This is a genomic window from Anaerotruncus massiliensis (ex Togo et al. 2026) (assembly GCF_900199635.1).
GTDB classification, from domain to species: domain Bacteria; phylum Bacillota; class Clostridia; order Oscillospirales; family Ruminococcaceae; genus Anaerotruncus; species Anaerotruncus massiliensis.
Genome location: NZ_LT962687.1, coordinates 368484 through 387211 on the forward strand (window position 1 = coordinate 368484; position 18728 = coordinate 387211).

Here is an 18728-nt window from a genome sequence, read left to right on the forward strand (position 1 = left end):
AAGAAATGAGAAAGGCATTAGCACTGGTTCTGGCGCTCGCAATGACACTCGCGCTCGCCGCCTGCGGCAGCTCCGCACCCGAGGCGCCCGCGAACACCCCGGCTCCCGAAAACGCCGCCCCCAGCGCGGCGGACGACGCCGCTCCCGCCCCCAGCGAGGACGCGGGCAAGACCATCAAGATCGGCGTTTCCACCGATACCGCCACCACGGTTTTCCGCAAGGTGGAGCTGATGGGCCTTTACAGCGCGGCGGAGGCCGCCGGCAACGTGGAAATCATCGAGCTGTGCGCCGATGACGACACCACCACCCAGTACACCCAGTTCAAATCCCTGATCGACCAGGGCGTCGACGTCATCGTCTGCTGCGCCATCGACCAGGACGCCATCCTCACCGCTTATGACTATGCCCAGGCGGCGGGCGTCCCGGTTATCAACTACGACCGCAAAGTGGAGCACGAGAACGTCTTCTTCACCGCGATGTACGATTCCTACAGCGACGCCAAGCAGCTCGCAGAATACCTCCTCTCCGTGGACGACGGCGAAGAGCACACGATCTTCCTGACGGTCGGCTCCCTCGCGGACCCCAACGGCATTGCCCGCCGCGAAGGCTTCCAGGAGACGATCGCCGCCTCCGGCCACACCAACCTCAAGGTCGTCGAGATCATGACCGACTGGGACGTCGACAAGGCGCTCACCAACATGCAGAACGCGCTGCAGGTCTACACCCCGTGGGCGGTTGCCAACGTCTCCGCGCACATGGACGGCTCCTGCTACCAGGCGCTGGAGGAGGCCGGTCTCAAGATTAAACGCGGCGAGGAAGGCCATGTCTACTACACCTCGCTCTCCGGCGAGCCTCCCGCAGTCGCCTACATGGAAGAGGGCTACACCGACAAGATCTTCGTCATCCCGGCCGACACCGCCGGCGGCGCGATCTACGACGCGGCCGTCAAGCTCGTCAACGGCGAGACCCTTGAGAGCGACACCTTCTATATGCCCACCTTCGGCGTCGGCCCCGACGAGCTCGAGGCGAAGTCCGACGAGATCTGGACCGTCAAGTATGCCGACATGCTGGGATAATCTCCCCGCAGACGCAAGACGCGCCACCCTGTAAACTTTCCGCCCAAAGGTGCGGCGGGTTTGCCGCCGGCTCGGCCGCGGCAGACCCGCCGTTCCCCGAGGGAAGCTCGCACAACCCAAGAACGCTTCGATGAGAGGTCAATCATATGGATACAAAGTTCAAAAGCAATTCGACATTGGGAAATAAGAATCGGTTCTGGAACGGCTTCAAGAAGTTTTCCTTGGATTTGCCGGTTGTGTATATGCTGATCGTGGTCTGCGTTGTGATGGGCTTCCTGAATCGCAATTTCTTCTCGATGGCGAACATCATCTCCATGCTCACCTCGTATTCCTACTACATCATCGGCGCCATCGGCCTGGTATTCGTGTTCCTTTCCGGCAACTCGGGAATTGACCTGAGCATCGGATATGTGACGGGCTTTTCCGCCGTGGTCTCCACCAAGACCATGTCCCTGCTCTCCGACGCGAACCCGGATATGAACCCCTGGCTCATCATCGTGCTCGGCCTGCTGGTCTCCTGCACGATCGGCGCGCTGTTCGGCCTTCTGAACGGCATCGCGGTGGCAAAGTTCCACATCGCGCCCTTTATCATCACCCTGGCCAGCCAGCTTCTGGCAATGGGACTGTGCTATGTGTTCACGAACGGTTACACCGTTTCTGGCGGTCCCCGGGAGCTCTCCCGGCTCTCCACCCTCACGGGCATCCACATCGGGAAGACCATCATCCCCATGGCGGCGATCATCCCCATCGTCATCTTCATCCTGATGGCGGTGGTGCTGAGCAAGACCACGTTCGGCAGGCAGGTCATCCTGACCGGCAGCAACCCCAAGAGCGCCGAGCACGCGGGCATTTCGGTCTCCCGGATCTATATCATCGTCTACCTGCTCTCCGGCGTCTTCGCCGGGATCGCGGCGATGTTCATCCCCATGTGCATCGGCGGCGTGAACCCCGATGTCGGCGCAAACCTGCTCATGCCGATGGTGGCGGCGGTCACGATCGGCGGGATCAGCCAGTCCGGCGGCTACGGCAACATGGTGCAGGCCGGCTTCGGCATCCTGTTCATCATGTGCCTGATGAGCGCAATGACCTTCCTGGGCTTCGGCCTGCCGACCCAGCAGCTCGCCTACGGAATTGTAATCGTGTTTACAATGACGCTCCTCGGCTACATCGAGAGAAAGCGTTTTAGAGTATAAGCGCGCAAAAAAGTCATTAAGAAGGTAAAGGAGTAATCAGCAATGAATTTCGGAATTGGCTCGTTCGCATACAGGTGGTCGATCGGCCGCCCCTACTACCGCCCCGAGGACCCCATGACGGTGGACCAGCTCATTGACCGCTGCGTCAAGTACGGCGTGAAGGCCGTCCTGCTCTGCAACAACATCTCCCTGCACGAGTTCACCGAGGAGCAGCTCACCGCGATCCGCGACCGGATCGTAAAGGAGGGCATGACGGTCGAGACCGGCTCGCGCGGCACGGATTTCAACTACTTCAAGCGGATGCTCGAGGTCTCCAAATTCCTCGGCTCCAAGGTGCTGCGCATCGGCTGGGACATGGACCGCGACACCGACGCGGCCGGCCTGGAGCGGCAGGTGCGGAAGGGCATCGAGACGATCGGCGCGCTCATGCCCACGGCGCATGAGTACGGCGTGCACGTCGCGATCGAGAACGGCAAGCTCAACGACGTCTACGAGGTCAAGAAGATCATCGAAGGCGTGAACGACCCCTTCTTCGGCTGCGCGCTCGACACCTGCAACTCCACCTGCTTCATGACCCCGACCGAGACGGTGGTGCGCACCCTCGCGCCCTATGCGAAGACCGTCCACTTCAAGGACTATGTCGTCTCCCTCGACCCGCGCGGCGACGTGATCACCGGCGTCCCCCTCGGACAGGGATATGTGGATTTCCCGCTCATGCTGGACATCCTCAAGCAGAACGGCTACGACGGGAACATCTTCCTCGAGCTCTACATCAACCGCTGCGACACCCATGCCGAGACCGTCGCCTACGAAGAGGAATGCGTGAAGCAGAGCATGGCCTACGCGCATGACACGCTGGGCTTCTGACCCGGATGCCGGAGCGGAGGTGCGCATATGAAAGAGGCGTATATCGGCGTCGACATCGGCTCCTCCGGCTGCAAGGCCATCGCGGTCGACGGGGAGGGGAAGACCCTCGGCGTCCAGTCGGTGCGGTATGACAACACCCTGGTCTGCACGGGGCTGGGCTGCTACGAGCAGCCCGCCCGCGTGCTGCGCGACGCCGGGCTTGACTGCATCCGCGCGCTCGTGCGGGAGCTCGGCCCGGACCGCCGCACGGCGGCCATCGGCCTCACCGGGCAGATGCACGGGCTTGTGGCGCTGGACGAACATCTGGAACCGCTCCGCCCCATCCTCAGCTGCGTCGATTTCCGCAATGAGAAGCAGAACGACGAAATCTACGCCAAGGTGGGCGGCAAGGAGGGCCTTCTGCCCTACACCAACAACAAGATGGTCCCCTCCTGCACGGCGGGGAAGATCCTCTGGATGCGGGAAAATGAGCCCGCGCTCTTTGCCCGGACGCGGGCCGTCGTGAACCCCAAGGACTATGTGCGCACCGTGCTGACCGGCGTCCCGGCGACCGACGAGTCGGACGCCAGCGGCTTCGGCGTCTACGACGTGCGAAACCACCGCTGGAACCGGGAACTGCTCGACCTGATCGGCCTGCCCGAAGAGGTGCTGCCGCCGATCTTCCACGCCGACCAGGCGGTCGGGACCGTGCTGCCGGAGGTGGCCGCCGAGCTGGGCCTCGGCCCGGACACGGTGGTCGTGGCGGGCGCGGGGGACGCCATCATGCAGACGGTGGGCTCCGGCGCCGTGGAGGAGGGCGTCTACAGCGTCGTCCTCGGCTCGGGCGGGCTCATCTCCACCTCGCTGGGCGTCTGCGCCCACAACGAGGGCGCGCGGCTGCAGGTCTATTCCAGCGCCGTCCGCGACCAGTGGGTGGCCTACACCGGCCTCATGAGCGTGGGCACCTCGGTCAACTGGATGCGCGAGAGCCTTTACGCGGCCGAGTCCGCGCGCGGCGCGGAAGAGGGCTTCCGGCGGATGGACGAGGAGGCTGCGCGGGTGCGCCCCGGCTGCGACGGGCTGCTCTTCTTCCCCTCGCTCCTCGGCCAGCGCAACCCGGTGGACGACCCCTACGCGAAGGGCGTGACGGTGGGGCTGACCCCGTCGCACACCCGCGGGCACCTCTACCGGGCCCTGCTGGAGGGGCTGGCGTTCGGGATGCGGGAGGTCTACCTCCAGCTCCGCGAGGTGGGCGCGCCGATGAGGTGCATCCGGATTTCCGGCGGCGGCGCGGTCAACACCCTCTGGTGCCAGATCTTCGCGGACCTTTTCCAGGCCCCGGTCCGCCGGGTTCCGGAATATTCCGCCTGCGGCGCGCTGGGCGCGGCCGTGCTGGCCTCCCATCACGGCAAGGACCCCGCGTCGCTGCCCGGGCGGTTCGCCTCCTTTGGAAGCGACCGCACCTTCGAGCCCGACGTGTCGAAAAAAGCGGTCTACGACGACCTGTTCGCCGTCTACACGCAGATCTATCCCGCGTCGAAGGGGATTTTCCAAGCGCTCAAGCATTTTGACGAGACCCATTGACCACTCGTTTCGGAGGGAATACATATGAAAAAAGTCATCAACCAACCCGCTGATTTTGTCGATGAGACGATGGAGGGCATCGTCGCCGCCTACGGCGACCGGGTGCATTTCCTGGATGGCGACCGCCGGGTGCTGGTCTCAGGCTACCCCTCCCAAAAGGGGAAGGTCGGGATTGTGACGGCGGGCGGCTCCGGGCACCTGCCGCTCTTTTTGGGCTACGTGGGCGCCGGCATGGTGGACGCCTGCGCCGTCGGCAACGTCTTCGCCTCGCCCGCCTACACCAAGATGGCAAGCGCCATCCGCGCCGTCGATTCCGGCGCGGGCGTCCTCTGCCTCTACGGCAACTACGGCGGCGACAAGATGAACTTCCAGCAGGCGATCGAGGACTGCGAGTTCGACGACATCCGCTGCCGCAGCGTGCTGGCGTGCGACGACGTGGCCTCCAGCCCGAGGGAGACCGCCGAAAAGCGGCGCGGCGTGGCGGGCATCCTCTACGCCTACAAATGCGCCGGGGCCGCGGCCGGCCAGATGCGGAGCCTCGACGAAGTCGCGGCGGTCGCCGAAAAGGCGGTCGCCAACACCCGCACGATGGGCGTGGCACTCACCCCCTGCATCGTGCCGGAGGCGGGCCGCCCCACCTTTGCGATCGCGGACGACGAGATCGAGATCGGCATGGGAATCCACGGCGAGAAGGGCATCACGGTGGAAAAGATGATGACCGCCGACCGGATCTCCGAGATCCTCATGGAAAAGCTGCTCGCGGACCTGCCGCTGGAGGCGGGGGACGAGGTCTCCGTCCTGGTGAACGGGCTGGGCGGGACGCCCGCGGAGGAGCTGTTCATCGTCTACCGCCGGGTGGCGCAGATTCTGGGGGAGCGGGGCGTGAAGATTTTTATGCCCCATGTGGGCGAGTTCGCGACCTCCATGGAGATGGCGGGCCTTTCCGTCACCCTCTTCAAGCTCGACAGGGAGCTCAAGGAGCTGCTCCGCGCGCCCGCTTCCACCCCCTTTTACACCAATGCCAACAAATGATGGAGGGCGTTATGACGACGAAAGACCTTTGCAGGGCGATCGACGCGATCTCCGCGCGGATCGATGAAAACAGGGACGCCCTGGTGAGCCTGGACCAGCAGAACGGTGACGGGGACCTTGGCATCTCCATGAGCGGCGGGTTCCGCGCCGTGTCCGATTTCCTGCACGATTCGCAGGAGACCGATCTGGGGAAATGCCTCAACCGGTGCGGCGACCACTTCAACGAAGCGGCGCCCAGCTCGCTGGGGACCATCCTCGCCTTCTTTTTCAAGGGCATGGCGAGGAGCCTGAAGGGCACGGAGACGTGCGACGCGGCGCGGCTCGCGGAAGCGATGCGCGCGGGGCTGGAAAACGTGATGGCCAAGGCCGGCTCCAAGCCGGGAGAAAAGACCATCCTCGACTCCCTGACTCCCGGCGTCGAGGCGCTGTCGGCCCATGCCGGAGAGGGCGCGCGGGCCGCTTTCGCCAAGGCCGCGAAGGCCGCGCGGGAGGGCAGCGAGGGGACCCGGGCGATGAAGGCCGTATGGGGCCGCGCCGCCTATTACGGGGAAAAGAGCCTGGGCGTTCTGGACGGGGGGTCCGTCGTCGGGGCGCTGATTTTTGAAGCGATCAATGATATGGAATAGGGTGTGATATCGATGTTTGAAGAATTCATGTACCAGCAGGCCGTGCGCCAGACCAAACAGGATATGCTCAAGGTGGGCTCCCGCCTTGCCGAAAAGGGTCTCCTTGTCGGCAAGGGCGGCAACTACAGCGTCCGCATCGGGGAGAATCAGATCCTGCTCACGGCCTCCGGCTTCTGCAAATCCGAGATCAGCGAGGAGCAGATCAGCCTGGTGGATATGGAGGGCAACCTCCTGGAGGGCTTAAAGCCCGCCGCCGACATCCGGATGCATCTGGAGGTCTACCGCTCGATGCCGGAGATCCGCGCGATTGTGCACAGCCATCCGCCCATCATGACGGGCTTCGCCATGTCCAACTACACCTTTGAGGACTTCTGCATGCCCGAGGCGATGCTGGACATCGGCGGGATCGAGGTCACGGAATTTTCCGTGCCCACCACGATCGAGGTTCCCCAGGTGGTGCACAAGTGCATCCGGAAGAACCCGGACGTGCGCGCGCTGATTCTCAAGGGCCACGGCGTGCTCTGCCTCTCCTCGGTGGACGTGATGGACGCCTGCTACAAGCTCGAGTGCCTCGAGGCCGTCGGGCAGGCGATTCTCGTGACCAACGCGCTGGGCGGCGCCTACCAGATGACCCCGCGTGAGATCGAGGGCGTGCGGGCGATCCTGGCGAAGAAATAACGACCGCCGTTTTGGGGGGAACACCATGTATTTTATCGGCTTGGATATCGGCACAACCGGCTGCAAGGCCGCCGTTTTCGACGAGGCGGGCGCCTGCTTCGGCAGGTGCTACGAGGAATTCGACATCATCTGCCGCGCCCCCGGCTGGGCGGAGCAGAGCCCCGCGGTCATGTGGGAGGCCGTCACGCACGTCCTGAAGGAGTCGGTCGCGCAGGCGAAGGCGGCGGGCATGCGGGCGGAGGAGGTCCGCGCGCTCAGCACCTCGGTGCTGGGGGAGGAGGTCATGCCGGTGGACGGGGACTACCGCCCCCTCCGGGACGCCATCCTCGGCATGGACTACCGCGCCGACGAGGAGACGAAGCTGCTGACCGGGGCGGTTCCGGCGCAGCGGATCTACGACATCACCGGCTTCCCGCCGCATCCGATGGGCTCGCTCCCCACGATCCTGTGGATGCGCCGCCACGAGCCGGAGCTGATCCCCCGGACGTATAAATACGTCACCTTCACCGAGTACGTCATGAAACGCCTCGGCGCGGGGGAAGGGGTGGTCGACCACCCGCAGGCCGGCCGCACCATGGCGTTCGACATCGAGAGGAAATGCTGGTCGGACGAGCTGCTGCGGGCGGCGGGGCTGGATCGGAGCCTCTTCTGCGAAACGGCGGAACCCGGCCGGGTCGTCGGGAACCTGTCGCGGGAGGCCGCGGCCGAGCTGGGCCTCACCGAGGCGGTGGCGCTGGTGGCGGGCGGACAGGACCAGACCTGCGCCGCGCTGGGCGCCGGGCTCATCGATGAGAGCATCGGCATGGATTCCCACGGCACCATCGAGGGCATCGGCGTGATGTCCTCGAAGAAGATCACCGACGAGCGGGCGCTCGCGGCGGGCGTCTCCTGCTACGCCTACACCATTCCCGGGCGGTATTTCCTCATGTCCTCCTCCCAGGTGGGCGGGCTGCTGCTCAAGTGGTTCAAGAACAACTTTTCCCTCGCCGAGGAGCAGGAGGCGCGGCGGACCGGCCGGAACGTCTACGACGTGATGACGGAGCGCGCGCCCGAGGGGCCCAGCGGCGTGATGGTGCTGCCGCACTTCATCGGCAGCGGGCCGCCCTGGAACGACCTCGACTCGCGGGGCGCGATCGTGGGGCTCACGATCGACAGCACCCGGCACGACGTGGTGAAGGCCATCATGGATTCGCTCACCTACGAGTTCAAGATCAACATGCTCTACTACGAGGATATGGGCTTTCGCTTCAAGGACATCCGGGTGGTGGGCGGCGCGTCCAAATCGCCGCGGTGGATGCAGCTCAAGGCGGACATCCTGAACCGCCCGGTCTCCACGCTGCGGGAAAAGGACGCCGCCTGCCTCGGCGCGGCGATGATCGCCATGTGCAGCATGGGGGTGTACCCCTCCTGCGAGCAGGCCGTGCGCGCCTGCGTGAAGGTGGACCGCGTCTACCGGCCGGATCCCGCGTGGACCGGCGCCTACGAAGCCGCCTACCGGAAGTACACGCACCTCTATGATTCATTGAAGGAATTTAACCACATCAAAATTCCAGGAGGCACCGTATGAGTAAATTTAACCGCAACGCAAAGCCCAAGATGGGGATCCTGCCCATCGCAAAGACGAACCAGTACCAGGGGAACATCCGGAACTACATCGAGGTTGCCCGGCGCACCTTCGGCGCGGACCCGGAGATTGAGATCATGGTTCCCGACGAGCCGCTCTTCGACATGGACGAGATCATGGAGACCTGCACCGCGATGGAGAAGGCCAACTGCGACATGTTCCTCTTCGTCATCGGCTCCTGGATGTACACCTCCCTGGTGACCACCGCGGTCAACTCGCTGGGCGGCAAGCCCTGCGTCATGTACGGGCTCTGCGACGAGATCGCCAACGGCTCCCTCGGCGTGTCGGTGCAGCTGCGCTACGTGATGGAGGAGATGAAGCTCCCCTTCGTCTACATGTACGGCAGGATCGACGACGCGGAGCGCGCCGCGGACATCAAGAAGGCGCTGCGCGCCGCATGGACCAAAAACGACATGGCGGGCAGGAACATCGCGCTCATCGGCGGCAAGTGCATGATGATGTACCAGACGCAGGTGAACGAGTTCAATTGGAAAAAGGTGTTCGGCATCGATTTCCCCCAGTACGACCACGTCGAAATCTTCAAGGAGCTGGAGAACATCGACGAGGCGGAGGCCGAGCGGCTCGCGCGGCAGTTCATCGACAACTGCGCCAAGGTCAACTGGAAGCTGGAGAACGGCGAAAAGATCAACGAGGACGCCATCCTCTCCCAGATGCGCCTGTATCTTGCCTATAAGCGTTTCCAGGAACTCTACGACGTGGATATGTTCGCCACCAAGTGCATGCCCGAGCTGGTGAACAAGTGCTACGGCTACAGCTACGGCGCCTGCCTCGCCACCGCGCTGCTCAACGAGGAGGAGTCCACCATCGCGGCCTGCGAGGGGGACGTGCCCGCCGGCGTTTCGATGTACATCCTCAAGAAGCTGGCCCACGCCCCGGTGATGTTCGCGGACATCTCCCGCCTTAACGAGCAGAACGGCGTAATGAACTTTTTCAACTGCGGCTCCGGCCCCGTGTCCATGGCGAACAGCCTGGGCTACCGGCTGTGGCCCATCCCGCCGCTCGTCCCCGACGAGGCGGTGGCCAAGCCCTACCTGAACGGCGATTCGGGCGGCGCGTGCATCGAGTTCGAGTTCGAGGGCGACCGCACCGTCACGCTGCTGCGCCTCGGCGGAAACGACGACACCCTGCGCTTCCACGCGGCCGTCGCCAAGACCAGCCTGCGCGTGAACAACGACGAGGAGGACCCCAACAACAGCTTCGCGGGCGGCACCCGCTGGCCGGGCTGCGGCATCAGGCTCGAGGACCCGGACTCCTTCCTGCGCAACGCCACCGGGCACCACTACGCGATCGTCTACGGCGATTTCTCCAAGGAACTGGAATACATCTGCGGCTTCTACGGCGTCAAGCTGGTCATGGACCGCTGACGCCATCCGCCCCGGCGGGACCCATCTCCCACCGGGGCGGCGGACGTATCGGCCGCGTTTTGAAAGGAGTCGTCCCCATGCAGGACAGATTCTACTTCGGCACCAACACCAAAATGTTCAAGACCGCCGCGGAGACCGTGGATTACCTGCGCCGCCTCGAGGAGCTCACGCACGGCATCCCGCCGGAGCGCGCGCAGCGCTTCGTGATCCCCTCCTACACCTCGCTTGGGCCCGCGCGGGCAGAGCTTGACCGCGCGGGCTCGGGAATCCTCCTCGGCGCCCAGAACATGGGCTGGGAGGAGCGCGGGCAGTATACCGGCGAGATCTCCCCGCTCATGCTGCGGGAGGCGGGCGCGCGGCTGGTGATGGTCGGGCACTCCGAACGGCGGCACACCTTCCGCGAGACGGACGCGGAGGAGGAAAAGAAGGTCCGCTGCGCGCTGGACCACGGCTTCCGCGTTCTTCTGTGTGTGGGGGAACAGCTGGAGGACCGGCGGTACGGCACCGGCGACGAGGTGCTGCGCGTCCAGCTAAAGATCGGGCTCCACCAGGTGCGCCCGGAGGAGGCGGACCGCGTGTGGGTCGCCTACGAGCCCGTCTGGGCCATCGGCGTGAACGGGATCCCGGCGGACGAGGGGTACGCGGGGGAAAAGCACCGCATGCTGCGCGGGACGATGGTGGAGCTCTTCGGGGAGGCGGGAAGCCGCGTCCCGCTGCTCTACGGCGGGAGCGTCAACCCGGAAAACGCCGTGGCGCTCAGCCGCTGCGAAGAGATCGACGGCCTGTTCATCGGCCGCAGCGCGTGGGACGCGGAGCGTTTCGCGGACATCATGCGCGCGGTCCTGGCGTCCGCCGCCTGAAAGGAAGAGGGAAGGATACGATGAAAATCGCGATTGGCTGCGACCCAAACGCGGCTGAACTGAAACAGGAGCTGAAGGCCTTTATCTCGGGCCTGGGGCACGAGTGCGTGGATTTTGGCGGGGACGACCCCATCTACGCCAACACCGCCGTCCGCCTTGCGAAGGCGGTGGCGGCCGGCGAATGCGACCGGGGGGTGCTGATCTGCGGGACCGGCATCGGCGTGAGCATCGCCGCCAACAAGGTGAAGGGCGCCTATGCGGCGCTGGTGAACAACGTCTACCAGGCGCAGCGCGCGGAGCTGAGCAACCACGCGAACATCATCACCTTGGGCGCGCAGGTCACCGGCGCCGAGCTGGCGAAATGCCTCGTGGCGGCTTATCTCAAGGAGGAGTTCGACCCGCAGTCCCGGTCCGCGCCGAAGGTGCGGCGCATCTGCGAGTACGAAAACGGGATCGATTGACCCGCCCGGAGCGCGGCGGGAAGGAAAAGGGAGGCCCGAAAATGAACTATTTGATCGGAACGGACATCGGCACGTCGGGCACGAAATCCATCGTCATGGATACGAACGGCGCCCTGCTGGCCTCCTCGCTCGCCGAATACGGCGTGACGACGCCCCGGGCGCTCTGGGCCGAGCAGTGGCCGGAGGTGTGGGTGGAGGCGGTGAAGTCCACCATCCGCGACGCGGTGAAAAAGGCGGGGATTCCGCCGGAATCGGTCGGCGGCATCTGCGTCAGCGGACTCTACGGGGGCTCGGGCGTGCCGCTCGACGACGAGATGCGGCCGGTGCGGCCCTGCATGATCTGGATGGACCGCCGCGCGGACGACGTCAGCCGCATGGTGGAAGACCGCGTCGGCTTCGACCGGCTCTACCGCATCACCCGCAACGGCCTCGACCCCTACTACGGCTACACGAAGATCCTCTGGATCAAGGAGCACGAGCCGGAGAACTGGGCCAGAATCCGGTGCTTTTTGCCGCCGAACGCCTACGCCATCTACCGGATGACGGGGGAGGTCGCGATCGACTATTCCTCGGCGGGCAACCTGGGCGGCATCTTCGACATGGAGCGCCGCTGCTGGAGCGGCGAGCTGATGGAGGCGCTGGGCATCCCGCGCGCGATGATGCCGGACCGCGTCGTCGACTCCTCCGCCGTGGTGGGCGGGCTCACGCCGGAATGCGCGGCGGAGCTGGGCCTGCCGGCGGGCACGCCCGTCTGCGCGGGCGGCGTGGACTGCACGGTGGCCACGCTCGGCCTCGGCGTGACGAGGCCCGGGCAGCATGTGGCGGTCATCGGGACCTCGATGACCTGGGGCTTTGTGCACGGCGGCGGCGAAACCGGGCGGGAGCTCATCACCATGCCCTACGTGAAGGACGCGGCCGACCTGCTCTTCACCTTCGGCGGCGCGGCCACCGCCGGGGCGCTGACCCGCTGGTTCCGCGGCGCCTTCGCGGAGCTGGAGTACCGGGAGGAGCTTCAGGGCGGGAAAAACGCCTACGCGCGCCTCGATGAGGCCGCGGCGGAAATCCCGCCCGGCAGCGAGGGGCTGCTGGTGCTGCCCTACTTCATGGGGGAGCGCGCCCCCATCTGGGACGTCAACGCCCGCGGCGTGGTGTTCGGGCTCGACCTGCACCACACCAGAGCTCACCTGTTCCGGGCCTTTTTGGAGGCGGTGGCCTTTTCCCTCCGCCATTCGATGGAGGCCGCGCCGCAGGGCGGCGTGCTCGACGAGCGGCTGGTGCTGGCGGGCGGCGTGGCGAAATCGCCGCTCTGGCGGCAGATCATCGCGGACGTCACCGGCTTTCAGGTGGTGTGCCCCAAAAACGACGTGGAGGCCAACCTGGGGGACGTCGTCCTGGCGGGCGTCGGGACGGGCCTGCTGGACTATGCGGGCGTGGAAAGGTGGAACGTGTTCGACGAGCCGGTCCTGCCGGACGCCGCGCGCCGAAAGATGTACGAGCGGTACTACCGGGAATACCTGGAGCTGTACCGCAGCCTGAAGCCGAACATGGAGCGGATGGCAACGGTCGTGAAGGAACTGAATGGTGGAGGTGACGAGCGTGGTAGGTAATTTCAGGGACGAATTGGGCAAGACCTTCGCCGCCGTGGGGGAGGCCTTCCCGGAACTGTATGTGGTGACCGCCGACGTGTCCAAATCGACGCGCAGCAGGATGTTTGGGGAGCGCTGGCCCGACCGGTTTTATTCGGTGGGCATCGCGGAGGCGGACGCCGTGGGCATCGCGGCGGGCATCGCGTCCTTCGGCGGCCCGGTGATCTTCACCGCCTACGGCGTCTTCGCGACGGAAAAGCCGTTTGAACAGATCCGCAACTGCCTCTGCTACCCCAACCTCAATGTCAAGATCGTGGCCACGCACGGCGGAATCAGCGTGGGCGAGGACGGCGCGACCCACCAGGCGGTCGAGGACATCGCCATCATGCGCGCGCTGCCCAACATGAAGGTGCTCGTGGCGGCGGACCCGGGCGAGGTGCGGGGCGCGGTGTTCGCCGCGCTGCAAACGCCCGGGCCGGTATACGTCCGGCTCGGCCGGGGGGTGGGGGCCCCCCTCCACCTGGAGCCGGAAGCGGTCGACTTCCGGGTGGGGAAGGGCGAGGTCCTGCGGGACGGCTCGGACGTCACGCTCGCTGCGGTGGGCGTCATGGTGGAGCGGGCCCTGCGCGCCGCGGAGCTGCTGGAGGCGGAGGGCGTCTCGGCGGCGGTGATCAACCTGCGGAGCGTCAAGCCGATCGACCGGGAGCTGCTGTGGGAGTACGCGGACAGGACGGGGGCGATCGTCACCGCGGAGGACCACAACTGTTTCGGCGGCGTTTTCGGCGCCGTGGCCGAGACGGTGGCCAAACGCCGCCCCGTCCCCATGGAACAGGTGGCGCTTGAAGACACCTTCGGGGAATCGGGGAACGGCGCGCTGCTGCTCGAGAAATACGGGCTCACGGCGGAACGGATCGTTTCAAGGGCAAGGGCGGCCATTGCCCGGAAAGGATGAGGCGGATGAACGAGCAAGACAGGCAGGCGCTGGAGCGGCGGGCAAGGCAGCTGCGGCGCGACGTGCTGCAAATGACCTACGAGGCGCAGAGCGGGCATCCCGGCGGCTCCTGCTCACTGGCCGACCTGATGGCGTACCTGTATTTTTACCGGCTCCGTTACGACACGGCCTCACCGAAATCCCCCTCCCGCGACCGGCTGGTCCTCTCCAAGGGGCACGCCGCGCCCGTCCTGTACGCCGCGCTGGGGGAGAGCGGCTTCTTCCCGAAGGAGGAGTTCCACCGCCTGCGCAAAATCGGCAGCCTGCTGCAGGGCCACCCCTGCATCGCGATTCCCGGCGTGGACGCCACCACCGGCTCGCTCGGCCTGGGGCTTTCGCTGGGGACCGGCATGGCGATCGCCGCGAAGCGCCGGCAGCCCGGCGTCAGGGTCCATGTGATCCTGGGCGACGGGGAGCTCGACGAGGGACAGGTCTGGGAGGCCGCCATGGCGGCCCCGCGGTTCGCGCTCGACAACCTCGTCGCGATCATCGACCGCAACCGCTACCAGAACGACGGCGCCACCGAGGAGATCCTCCCGCTGGAGCCGCTGGCGGACAAATGGCGGGCGTTTCGCTGGAACGTGATCGAGATCGACGGGCACAACTTCGACGAGATCGACGAGGCGTTCTGCCGCGCCGACCGCACAAAGGGCGCGCCCACCCTTATCCTCGCGCACACGGTCAAGGGGAAGGGCGCCTCCTACCTGCTCGACCAGCCCCAGCTGCACTACACGCCTCCCACGGCGGAGCAGCTCGCCGGCGCGCTGAGGGAACTGGCGGATTAGGACGGGAAGGAACGCCCGGACAACCGGCGCGGCCCGTTTCCGTGACGGAAAAATGAGTTTTTTGTTGACCGCGTATCAAAAAGAAGTATAATAATGGGTAGAATTGCCTGTCGGTTTACGTTGCGCAGGCAAAACCGTGCGCCGCGTTTCGTTTCGCGGGAAAGGGGGATCGGTTGGGAATGCCGCAAGAGATGGATAGTTTCAGCATCCTGAAAACAAAGCTGCAGTTAATCCTTCCCTCGCTTCCCCGAAGTGAAAAGGCCGCAGCCACCTATCTGATCGAAAACCTGCACCGCATCGGGTCGTTGAACCTGAACACGATTTCCGCTGAAATCGACGCGAGCAGCGCCACGATCATCCGCCTGTGCAAGCACATGGGCTACAAGGGCTTTTTGGATTTCCGCAACAGCGTCCGGATGGCCGAGCGGCAGCCGGACGACCCCGGCTTCGCCACCCCGGTGGAGCAGGTCTCCGCGCGGGAGCTGATGCGTTCGGTGATCGACAAGAACAACGAGACGATGCTCAACACCCTCGCGCTGATCTCCGACCAGTATGAGCCCGCGGCGTACGCCCTGCGGAAGGCGAACATCATCATCATGTTTGGCAACGGCGACGCGATCATCCCCTGCCAGCTGATCAGCCTGAAGCTCATGAAGATCGGTAAGGCCTGCGTGGTGCTCAACGACCAGGACATGCAGGTGTTCTGCGCCTCCTCGATGCGGTTCGGGGACGTCGCGCTCGCGGTCTCCCACACCGGCCGGTCGAAGTCGGTCGTGGAGGCCATGCGCATCGCCCGCGAACGCGGCGCCATCACGATCGGCGTCACGGCGGCGGCCAAATCCCCCCTGCTGAAGCACTGCTCCTACGCGCTGCTGACCGGCACGGTCGACGACACCACCGCCGGGGACATCATCTCCCGGCGCATCGCCGAGCAGACGGTTTTGGAGACGCTCTACCTCTGTACCGTCGACAACAACGAGAAGGATATCGAGGAAGTGAAAAAGCAGGGCGCGAAGGTCATCGAGCAGATGACGAAGCTGTCGAACGAGGACAGCGAGGTGAAAGTCTGACAAGGCCGCGGGGCGGGTTTCCAACGGAAACCCGCCCCGCTTTTTTTCGGCGCGGACCGGCCCGCCCCGGGGGAGGGCGGGAATAATCCGGCAGGAAAACGGGAATAATCCGGGAGTGGCGGAGTTGTAAACTTTTTTGGACGCGCCCCCGCGCCCTTGACAATCCTCTACCAAAGAGGTATAATTTTAACGAAAAGGTTAGCTATAGCTAACCTAATGGGGCGAATGGCGCCGTGTACCCCGCCGATCCGCTTTTCATTTTTACGACACGCACCTGAAATGTGAGAGGAGTCTTCTTTATGAAAACCATCGGTTCGATCATTTGCGATATCCACGGGCGGGAGATCATCGACTCGCGCGGGAACCCCACCGTGGAGGCGGTCGTAACGCTGGAGGACGGCAACGCGGGCACCGCCGCGGTCCCCAGCGGCGCCTCCACCGGACAGTTCGAGGCGCTGGAGCTGCGCGACGGGGACGCGTCCCGCTTCGGCGGCAAGGGCGTGCGGAAGGCCGTCGGCAGCGTCAACAACGAGATTCGCGCGGCGCTCACCGGCATGGACGCAGCCCGCACCGCCGAGATCGACGCGGCGATGCTGGCGCTCGACGGCACCAGGGAAAAATCCCGCCTCGGCGCGAACGCCATACTGGCCGTTTCGCTGGCCTGCGCGCACGCGGCCGCGAACAGCCTCGGGCTGCCGCTCTACCGGTTTTTGGGCGGCGTCGCCGCCGACACGCTGCCGGTTCCGATGATGAACATCCTGAACGGCGGGGCCCACGCGGCCAACAGCATCGACGTGCAGGAGTTCATGATCATGCCGGTCGGCGCACCGGATTTCCGGGAGGGGCTACGCTGGTGCACCGAGGTGTTCCACAAGCTGGCCGCCATCCTCAAGGCGGAGGGCCACTCCACCGCGGTGGGCGACGAGGGCGGCTACGCGCCCAACCTCGAGAGCGACGAGGAGGCGATCCGCTATCTGCTCCGCGCGATCGAAGAGGCCGGGTACCGTCCGGGCGGCGATTTCGTCCTCGCCATGGACGCCGCGTCCAGCGAATGGAAGAGCGAAAACGGCTACTTCCTCCCCAAGAGCCGGAAGCGGTTCACCACCGACGAGCTGATCGCCCACTGGAAATCCCTCGTTGACCAATACCCCATCCGCTCGATCGAGGACGCGCTCGACGAGGAGGACTGGGAGGGCTGGCGGAAGCTCACCGCCGAGCTGGGCGGCAGGGTGCAGCTCGTGGGCGACGACTTCTTCGTCACCAACACCGAGCGCCTCCAAAAGGGGATCGACCGCCGCTGCGCCAACTCGATCCTCATCAAGCTCAACCAGATCGGCTCCCTCACCGAGACGATCGACGCCATCAAGCTGGCCAAGCGGGCGGGCTACACCGCGATCGTCTCCCACCGCTCGGGCGAGACGGAGGACACCACGATCGCCGACCTCGCGGTCGCGCTGAACGCGGGCCAGATCAAGACCGGCGCGCCCAGCCGTACCGAACGCGTGGCGAAATACAACCGCCTGCTGCGCATCGAGGAGGAGCTGGGCGGCGCGGCCCGCTACCCCGGCCCCGGCTGCTTCTGAGCGGCAGGGAGCGGGCGGGCCTGAAACCGGCCTCCTGACGTTTCAAAAGCCGCCGCCCGAAAGGGCGGCGGCTTTTTCGAGGGCGTGCGCCGTGGTTCACCAGCCGGACTCCAGGAGGGAAACGTTTTGCAGCCCGATCCGCCCGGAATATTCCCCGTCGGTATAGACGACGTCGGCGGTGAGCGGAAAGGTCACGGCAAAGGCGGGATAGGGGTAGTCCTTGCAGTAGGCGACGAGATCCGCCCGCAGGACGATGCGGCCGTCGTCCTGGAATTCGTACCGCATCAGCTCCCCCATGATGAGTCCGTAGCGCACCGTCTCATTCAGCTCGGGGAGCTCGGGAAGCGGCTGCGTGACCGTTTGATCCCGGTAGGAGAGGCTGAGGGAGCGCGCGCCGGGATCGCACCGGAGGGAGAGCTCGTCCTTCAGCAGGTCGTCGAAGTCGTCCGGGTCGAAGACGGTCGTCCCGCGGACCACGCCCGAATCGGGATTGTACTCCACCACGTAGAGGGAGCCGGCGGAGATGTAGGTGAGCCCGACCCCGGTGACCCACGTGTGGGTGATGACGACCTCCTCCTCACCGTCGGAATCGGCGTCCATGACCCGCATCTCCGGCAGGCCCATGCGCGGGGAGAGACCCGGCCAGTCGGGATAGAGCTTGCTGGTCCCCCTGATGTTCAGCAGCATTCCGAACGGATGGGCGTAATAGAGGTAGGCCTCTTTTTCCGGTACGCCCGCGAGGAGCGGCAGCGGATATTCCCCGGACCACGCCGGCATGGCCCCGCCGCCGGGCCATTCCCCCGGCGCGTTCAGCGAATAGCGGTACCCGGACAGGGCCCCGGCCAGGGAGGCCTCGTCGACCGTGTAGGGGCAGTCGGCGCCCGTTTCCCCGAGGAGCGCGTGGAACCGCAGCGCCTCGCCCCGCAGGAAATCCCCAATGGCGGCGAACTGGTTGGCGGCGCTTTCCCCCTCGCCGGTCGCCATCAGCTTCATGCGGGCCTGCGTGAGGATATAGTCCCGGTCGAAGTCGATGTACAGGTAGAGGTTCGGGTCGATCCGTGAAAAGACCTCCTCCAGCTCCCAGTACCACTGGCGGGCGTAGAGATAGGCCATCGTTTCGCTTTCGGCCTCCTCCTCCCCGAGGACCTCCCGCATGTGCGCGAAGGCCCCGTCGATGGGGTTTTCCTCCGCGCCGCCGTGTGGCGTCTCCTCCCCGGCGCCCGAAGACGCGGAGGGAGCGTCCAGTTCCGCCTGTGCCGCGCAGCCCGCGCCGCAGACGGCCAGCGAAAGGATGAGAATACCCGCCAGAAGAATCCGTTTCACCTGTTTTGCCCTCCGTCCGTCAAGA

17 protein-coding genes are annotated in these 18728 nt (G+C 65.4%); 16 read left to right on the plus strand and 1 reads right to left on the minus strand.

Annotated features, from left to right (window positions below; all coding sequences use genetic code 11):
- The first annotated feature begins 5 nt into the window (after positions 1–5).
- The 16 genes from C1A13_RS02315 to eno all read left to right on the plus strand — a co-directional run bounded on the left by C1A13_RS02315 (position 6) and on the right by eno (position 17380).
- Positions 6–1076 carry a sugar ABC transporter substrate-binding protein gene (locus C1A13_RS02315; protein WP_172439128.1) on the plus strand — a complete coding sequence of 357 codons (1071 nt, stop codon included), beginning with the start codon at positions 6–8 and terminating at the stop codon, positions 1074–1076.
- Positions 1077–1318: 242 nt separating this feature from the next.
- Positions 1319–2269: an ABC transporter permease gene (locus C1A13_RS02320; protein ID WP_186895850.1), complete on the plus strand. Its 951-nt coding sequence runs from the start codon at positions 1319–1321 to the stop codon at positions 2267–2269.
- Between the two features lie 42 nt (positions 2270–2311).
- Positions 2312–3136 (plus strand): sugar phosphate isomerase/epimerase family protein, encoded by an 825-nt coding sequence (locus tag C1A13_RS02325; protein WP_101548694.1) that lies wholly within the window; start codon positions 2312–2314, stop codon positions 3134–3136.
- A 27-nt stretch (positions 3137–3163) separates the two neighbouring features.
- Positions 3164–4699, plus strand: coding sequence for a xylulokinase (locus C1A13_RS02330; RefSeq protein ID WP_101548696.1), 1536 nt, complete (start codon positions 3164–3166; stop codon positions 4697–4699).
- A 24-nt stretch (positions 4700–4723) separates the two neighbouring features.
- Positions 4724–5731, plus strand: a complete 1008-nt coding sequence (locus C1A13_RS02335) for a dihydroxyacetone kinase subunit DhaK (RefSeq protein WP_101548698.1) — start codon at positions 4724–4726, stop codon at positions 5729–5731.
- An 11-nt stretch (positions 5732–5742) separates the two neighbouring features.
- A complete protein-coding gene (locus tag C1A13_RS02340) occupies positions 5743–6357 on the plus strand; it encodes a dihydroxyacetone kinase subunit L (protein ID WP_101548700.1) in 615 nt (204 codons plus the stop codon).
- A gap of 12 nt (positions 6358–6369) precedes the next feature.
- Positions 6370–7035: a class II aldolase/adducin family protein gene (locus C1A13_RS02345; protein ID WP_101548702.1), complete on the plus strand. Its 666-nt coding sequence runs from the start codon at positions 6370–6372 to the stop codon at positions 7033–7035.
- A gap of 25 nt (positions 7036–7060) precedes the next feature.
- On the plus strand, positions 7061–8602 hold the full coding sequence (locus C1A13_RS02350) for an FGGY-family carbohydrate kinase (RefSeq protein ID WP_101548704.1): 1542 nt from the start codon (positions 7061–7063) through the stop codon (positions 8600–8602).
- The gene (locus C1A13_RS02355; RefSeq protein WP_101548706.1) at positions 8599–10044 is read left to right on the plus strand and encodes a hypothetical protein; all 1446 of its coding nucleotides are present in this window, start codon (positions 8599–8601) and stop codon (positions 10042–10044) included. Before C1A13_RS02350 ends, C1A13_RS02355 begins: the two co-directional genes overlap by 4 nt.
- 77 nt (positions 10045–10121) lie before the next feature.
- Positions 10122–10904: a triose-phosphate isomerase gene (locus tag C1A13_RS02360; protein WP_101548708.1), complete on the plus strand. Its 783-nt coding sequence runs from the start codon at positions 10122–10124 to the stop codon at positions 10902–10904.
- 20 nt (positions 10905–10924) lie between these two features.
- Positions 10925–11365, plus strand: a complete 441-nt coding sequence (locus tag C1A13_RS02365; protein WP_101548710.1) for an RpiB/LacA/LacB family sugar-phosphate isomerase — start codon at positions 10925–10927, stop codon at positions 11363–11365.
- A 41-nt stretch (positions 11366–11406) separates the two neighbouring features.
- Positions 11407–12972 (plus strand): FGGY-family carbohydrate kinase, encoded by a 1566-nt coding sequence (locus C1A13_RS02370; RefSeq protein WP_101548714.1) that lies wholly within the window; start codon positions 11407–11409, stop codon positions 12970–12972.
- Positions 12962–13903, plus strand: a complete 942-nt coding sequence (locus C1A13_RS02375) for a transketolase family protein (protein ID WP_242970797.1) — start codon at positions 12962–12964, stop codon at positions 13901–13903. Before C1A13_RS02370 ends, C1A13_RS02375 begins: the two co-directional genes overlap by 11 nt.
- A gap of 5 nt (positions 13904–13908) precedes the next feature.
- Entirely contained in the window at positions 13909–14727 is an 819-nt protein-coding gene (locus C1A13_RS02380; RefSeq protein ID WP_101548716.1) for a transketolase, read from the plus strand.
- A gap of 179 nt (positions 14728–14906) precedes the next feature.
- On the plus strand, positions 14907–15797 hold the full coding sequence (locus tag C1A13_RS02385) for a MurR/RpiR family transcriptional regulator (protein ID WP_101548718.1): 891 nt from the start codon (positions 14907–14909) through the stop codon (positions 15795–15797).
- Positions 15798–16096: 299 nt separating this feature from the next.
- Positions 16097–17380, plus strand: coding sequence for a phosphopyruvate hydratase (eno, locus tag C1A13_RS02390; RefSeq protein WP_101548720.1), 1284 nt, complete (start codon positions 16097–16099; stop codon positions 17378–17380).
- Between the two features lie 96 nt (positions 17381–17476).
- Here eno and C1A13_RS02395 read toward each other — a convergent pair whose 3' ends face one another.
- On the minus strand, positions 17477–18703 hold the full coding sequence (locus C1A13_RS02395; RefSeq protein ID WP_101548722.1) for a hypothetical protein: 1227 nt from the start codon (positions 18701–18703) through the stop codon (positions 17477–17479).
- Positions 18704–18728: the final 25 nt, after the last annotated feature.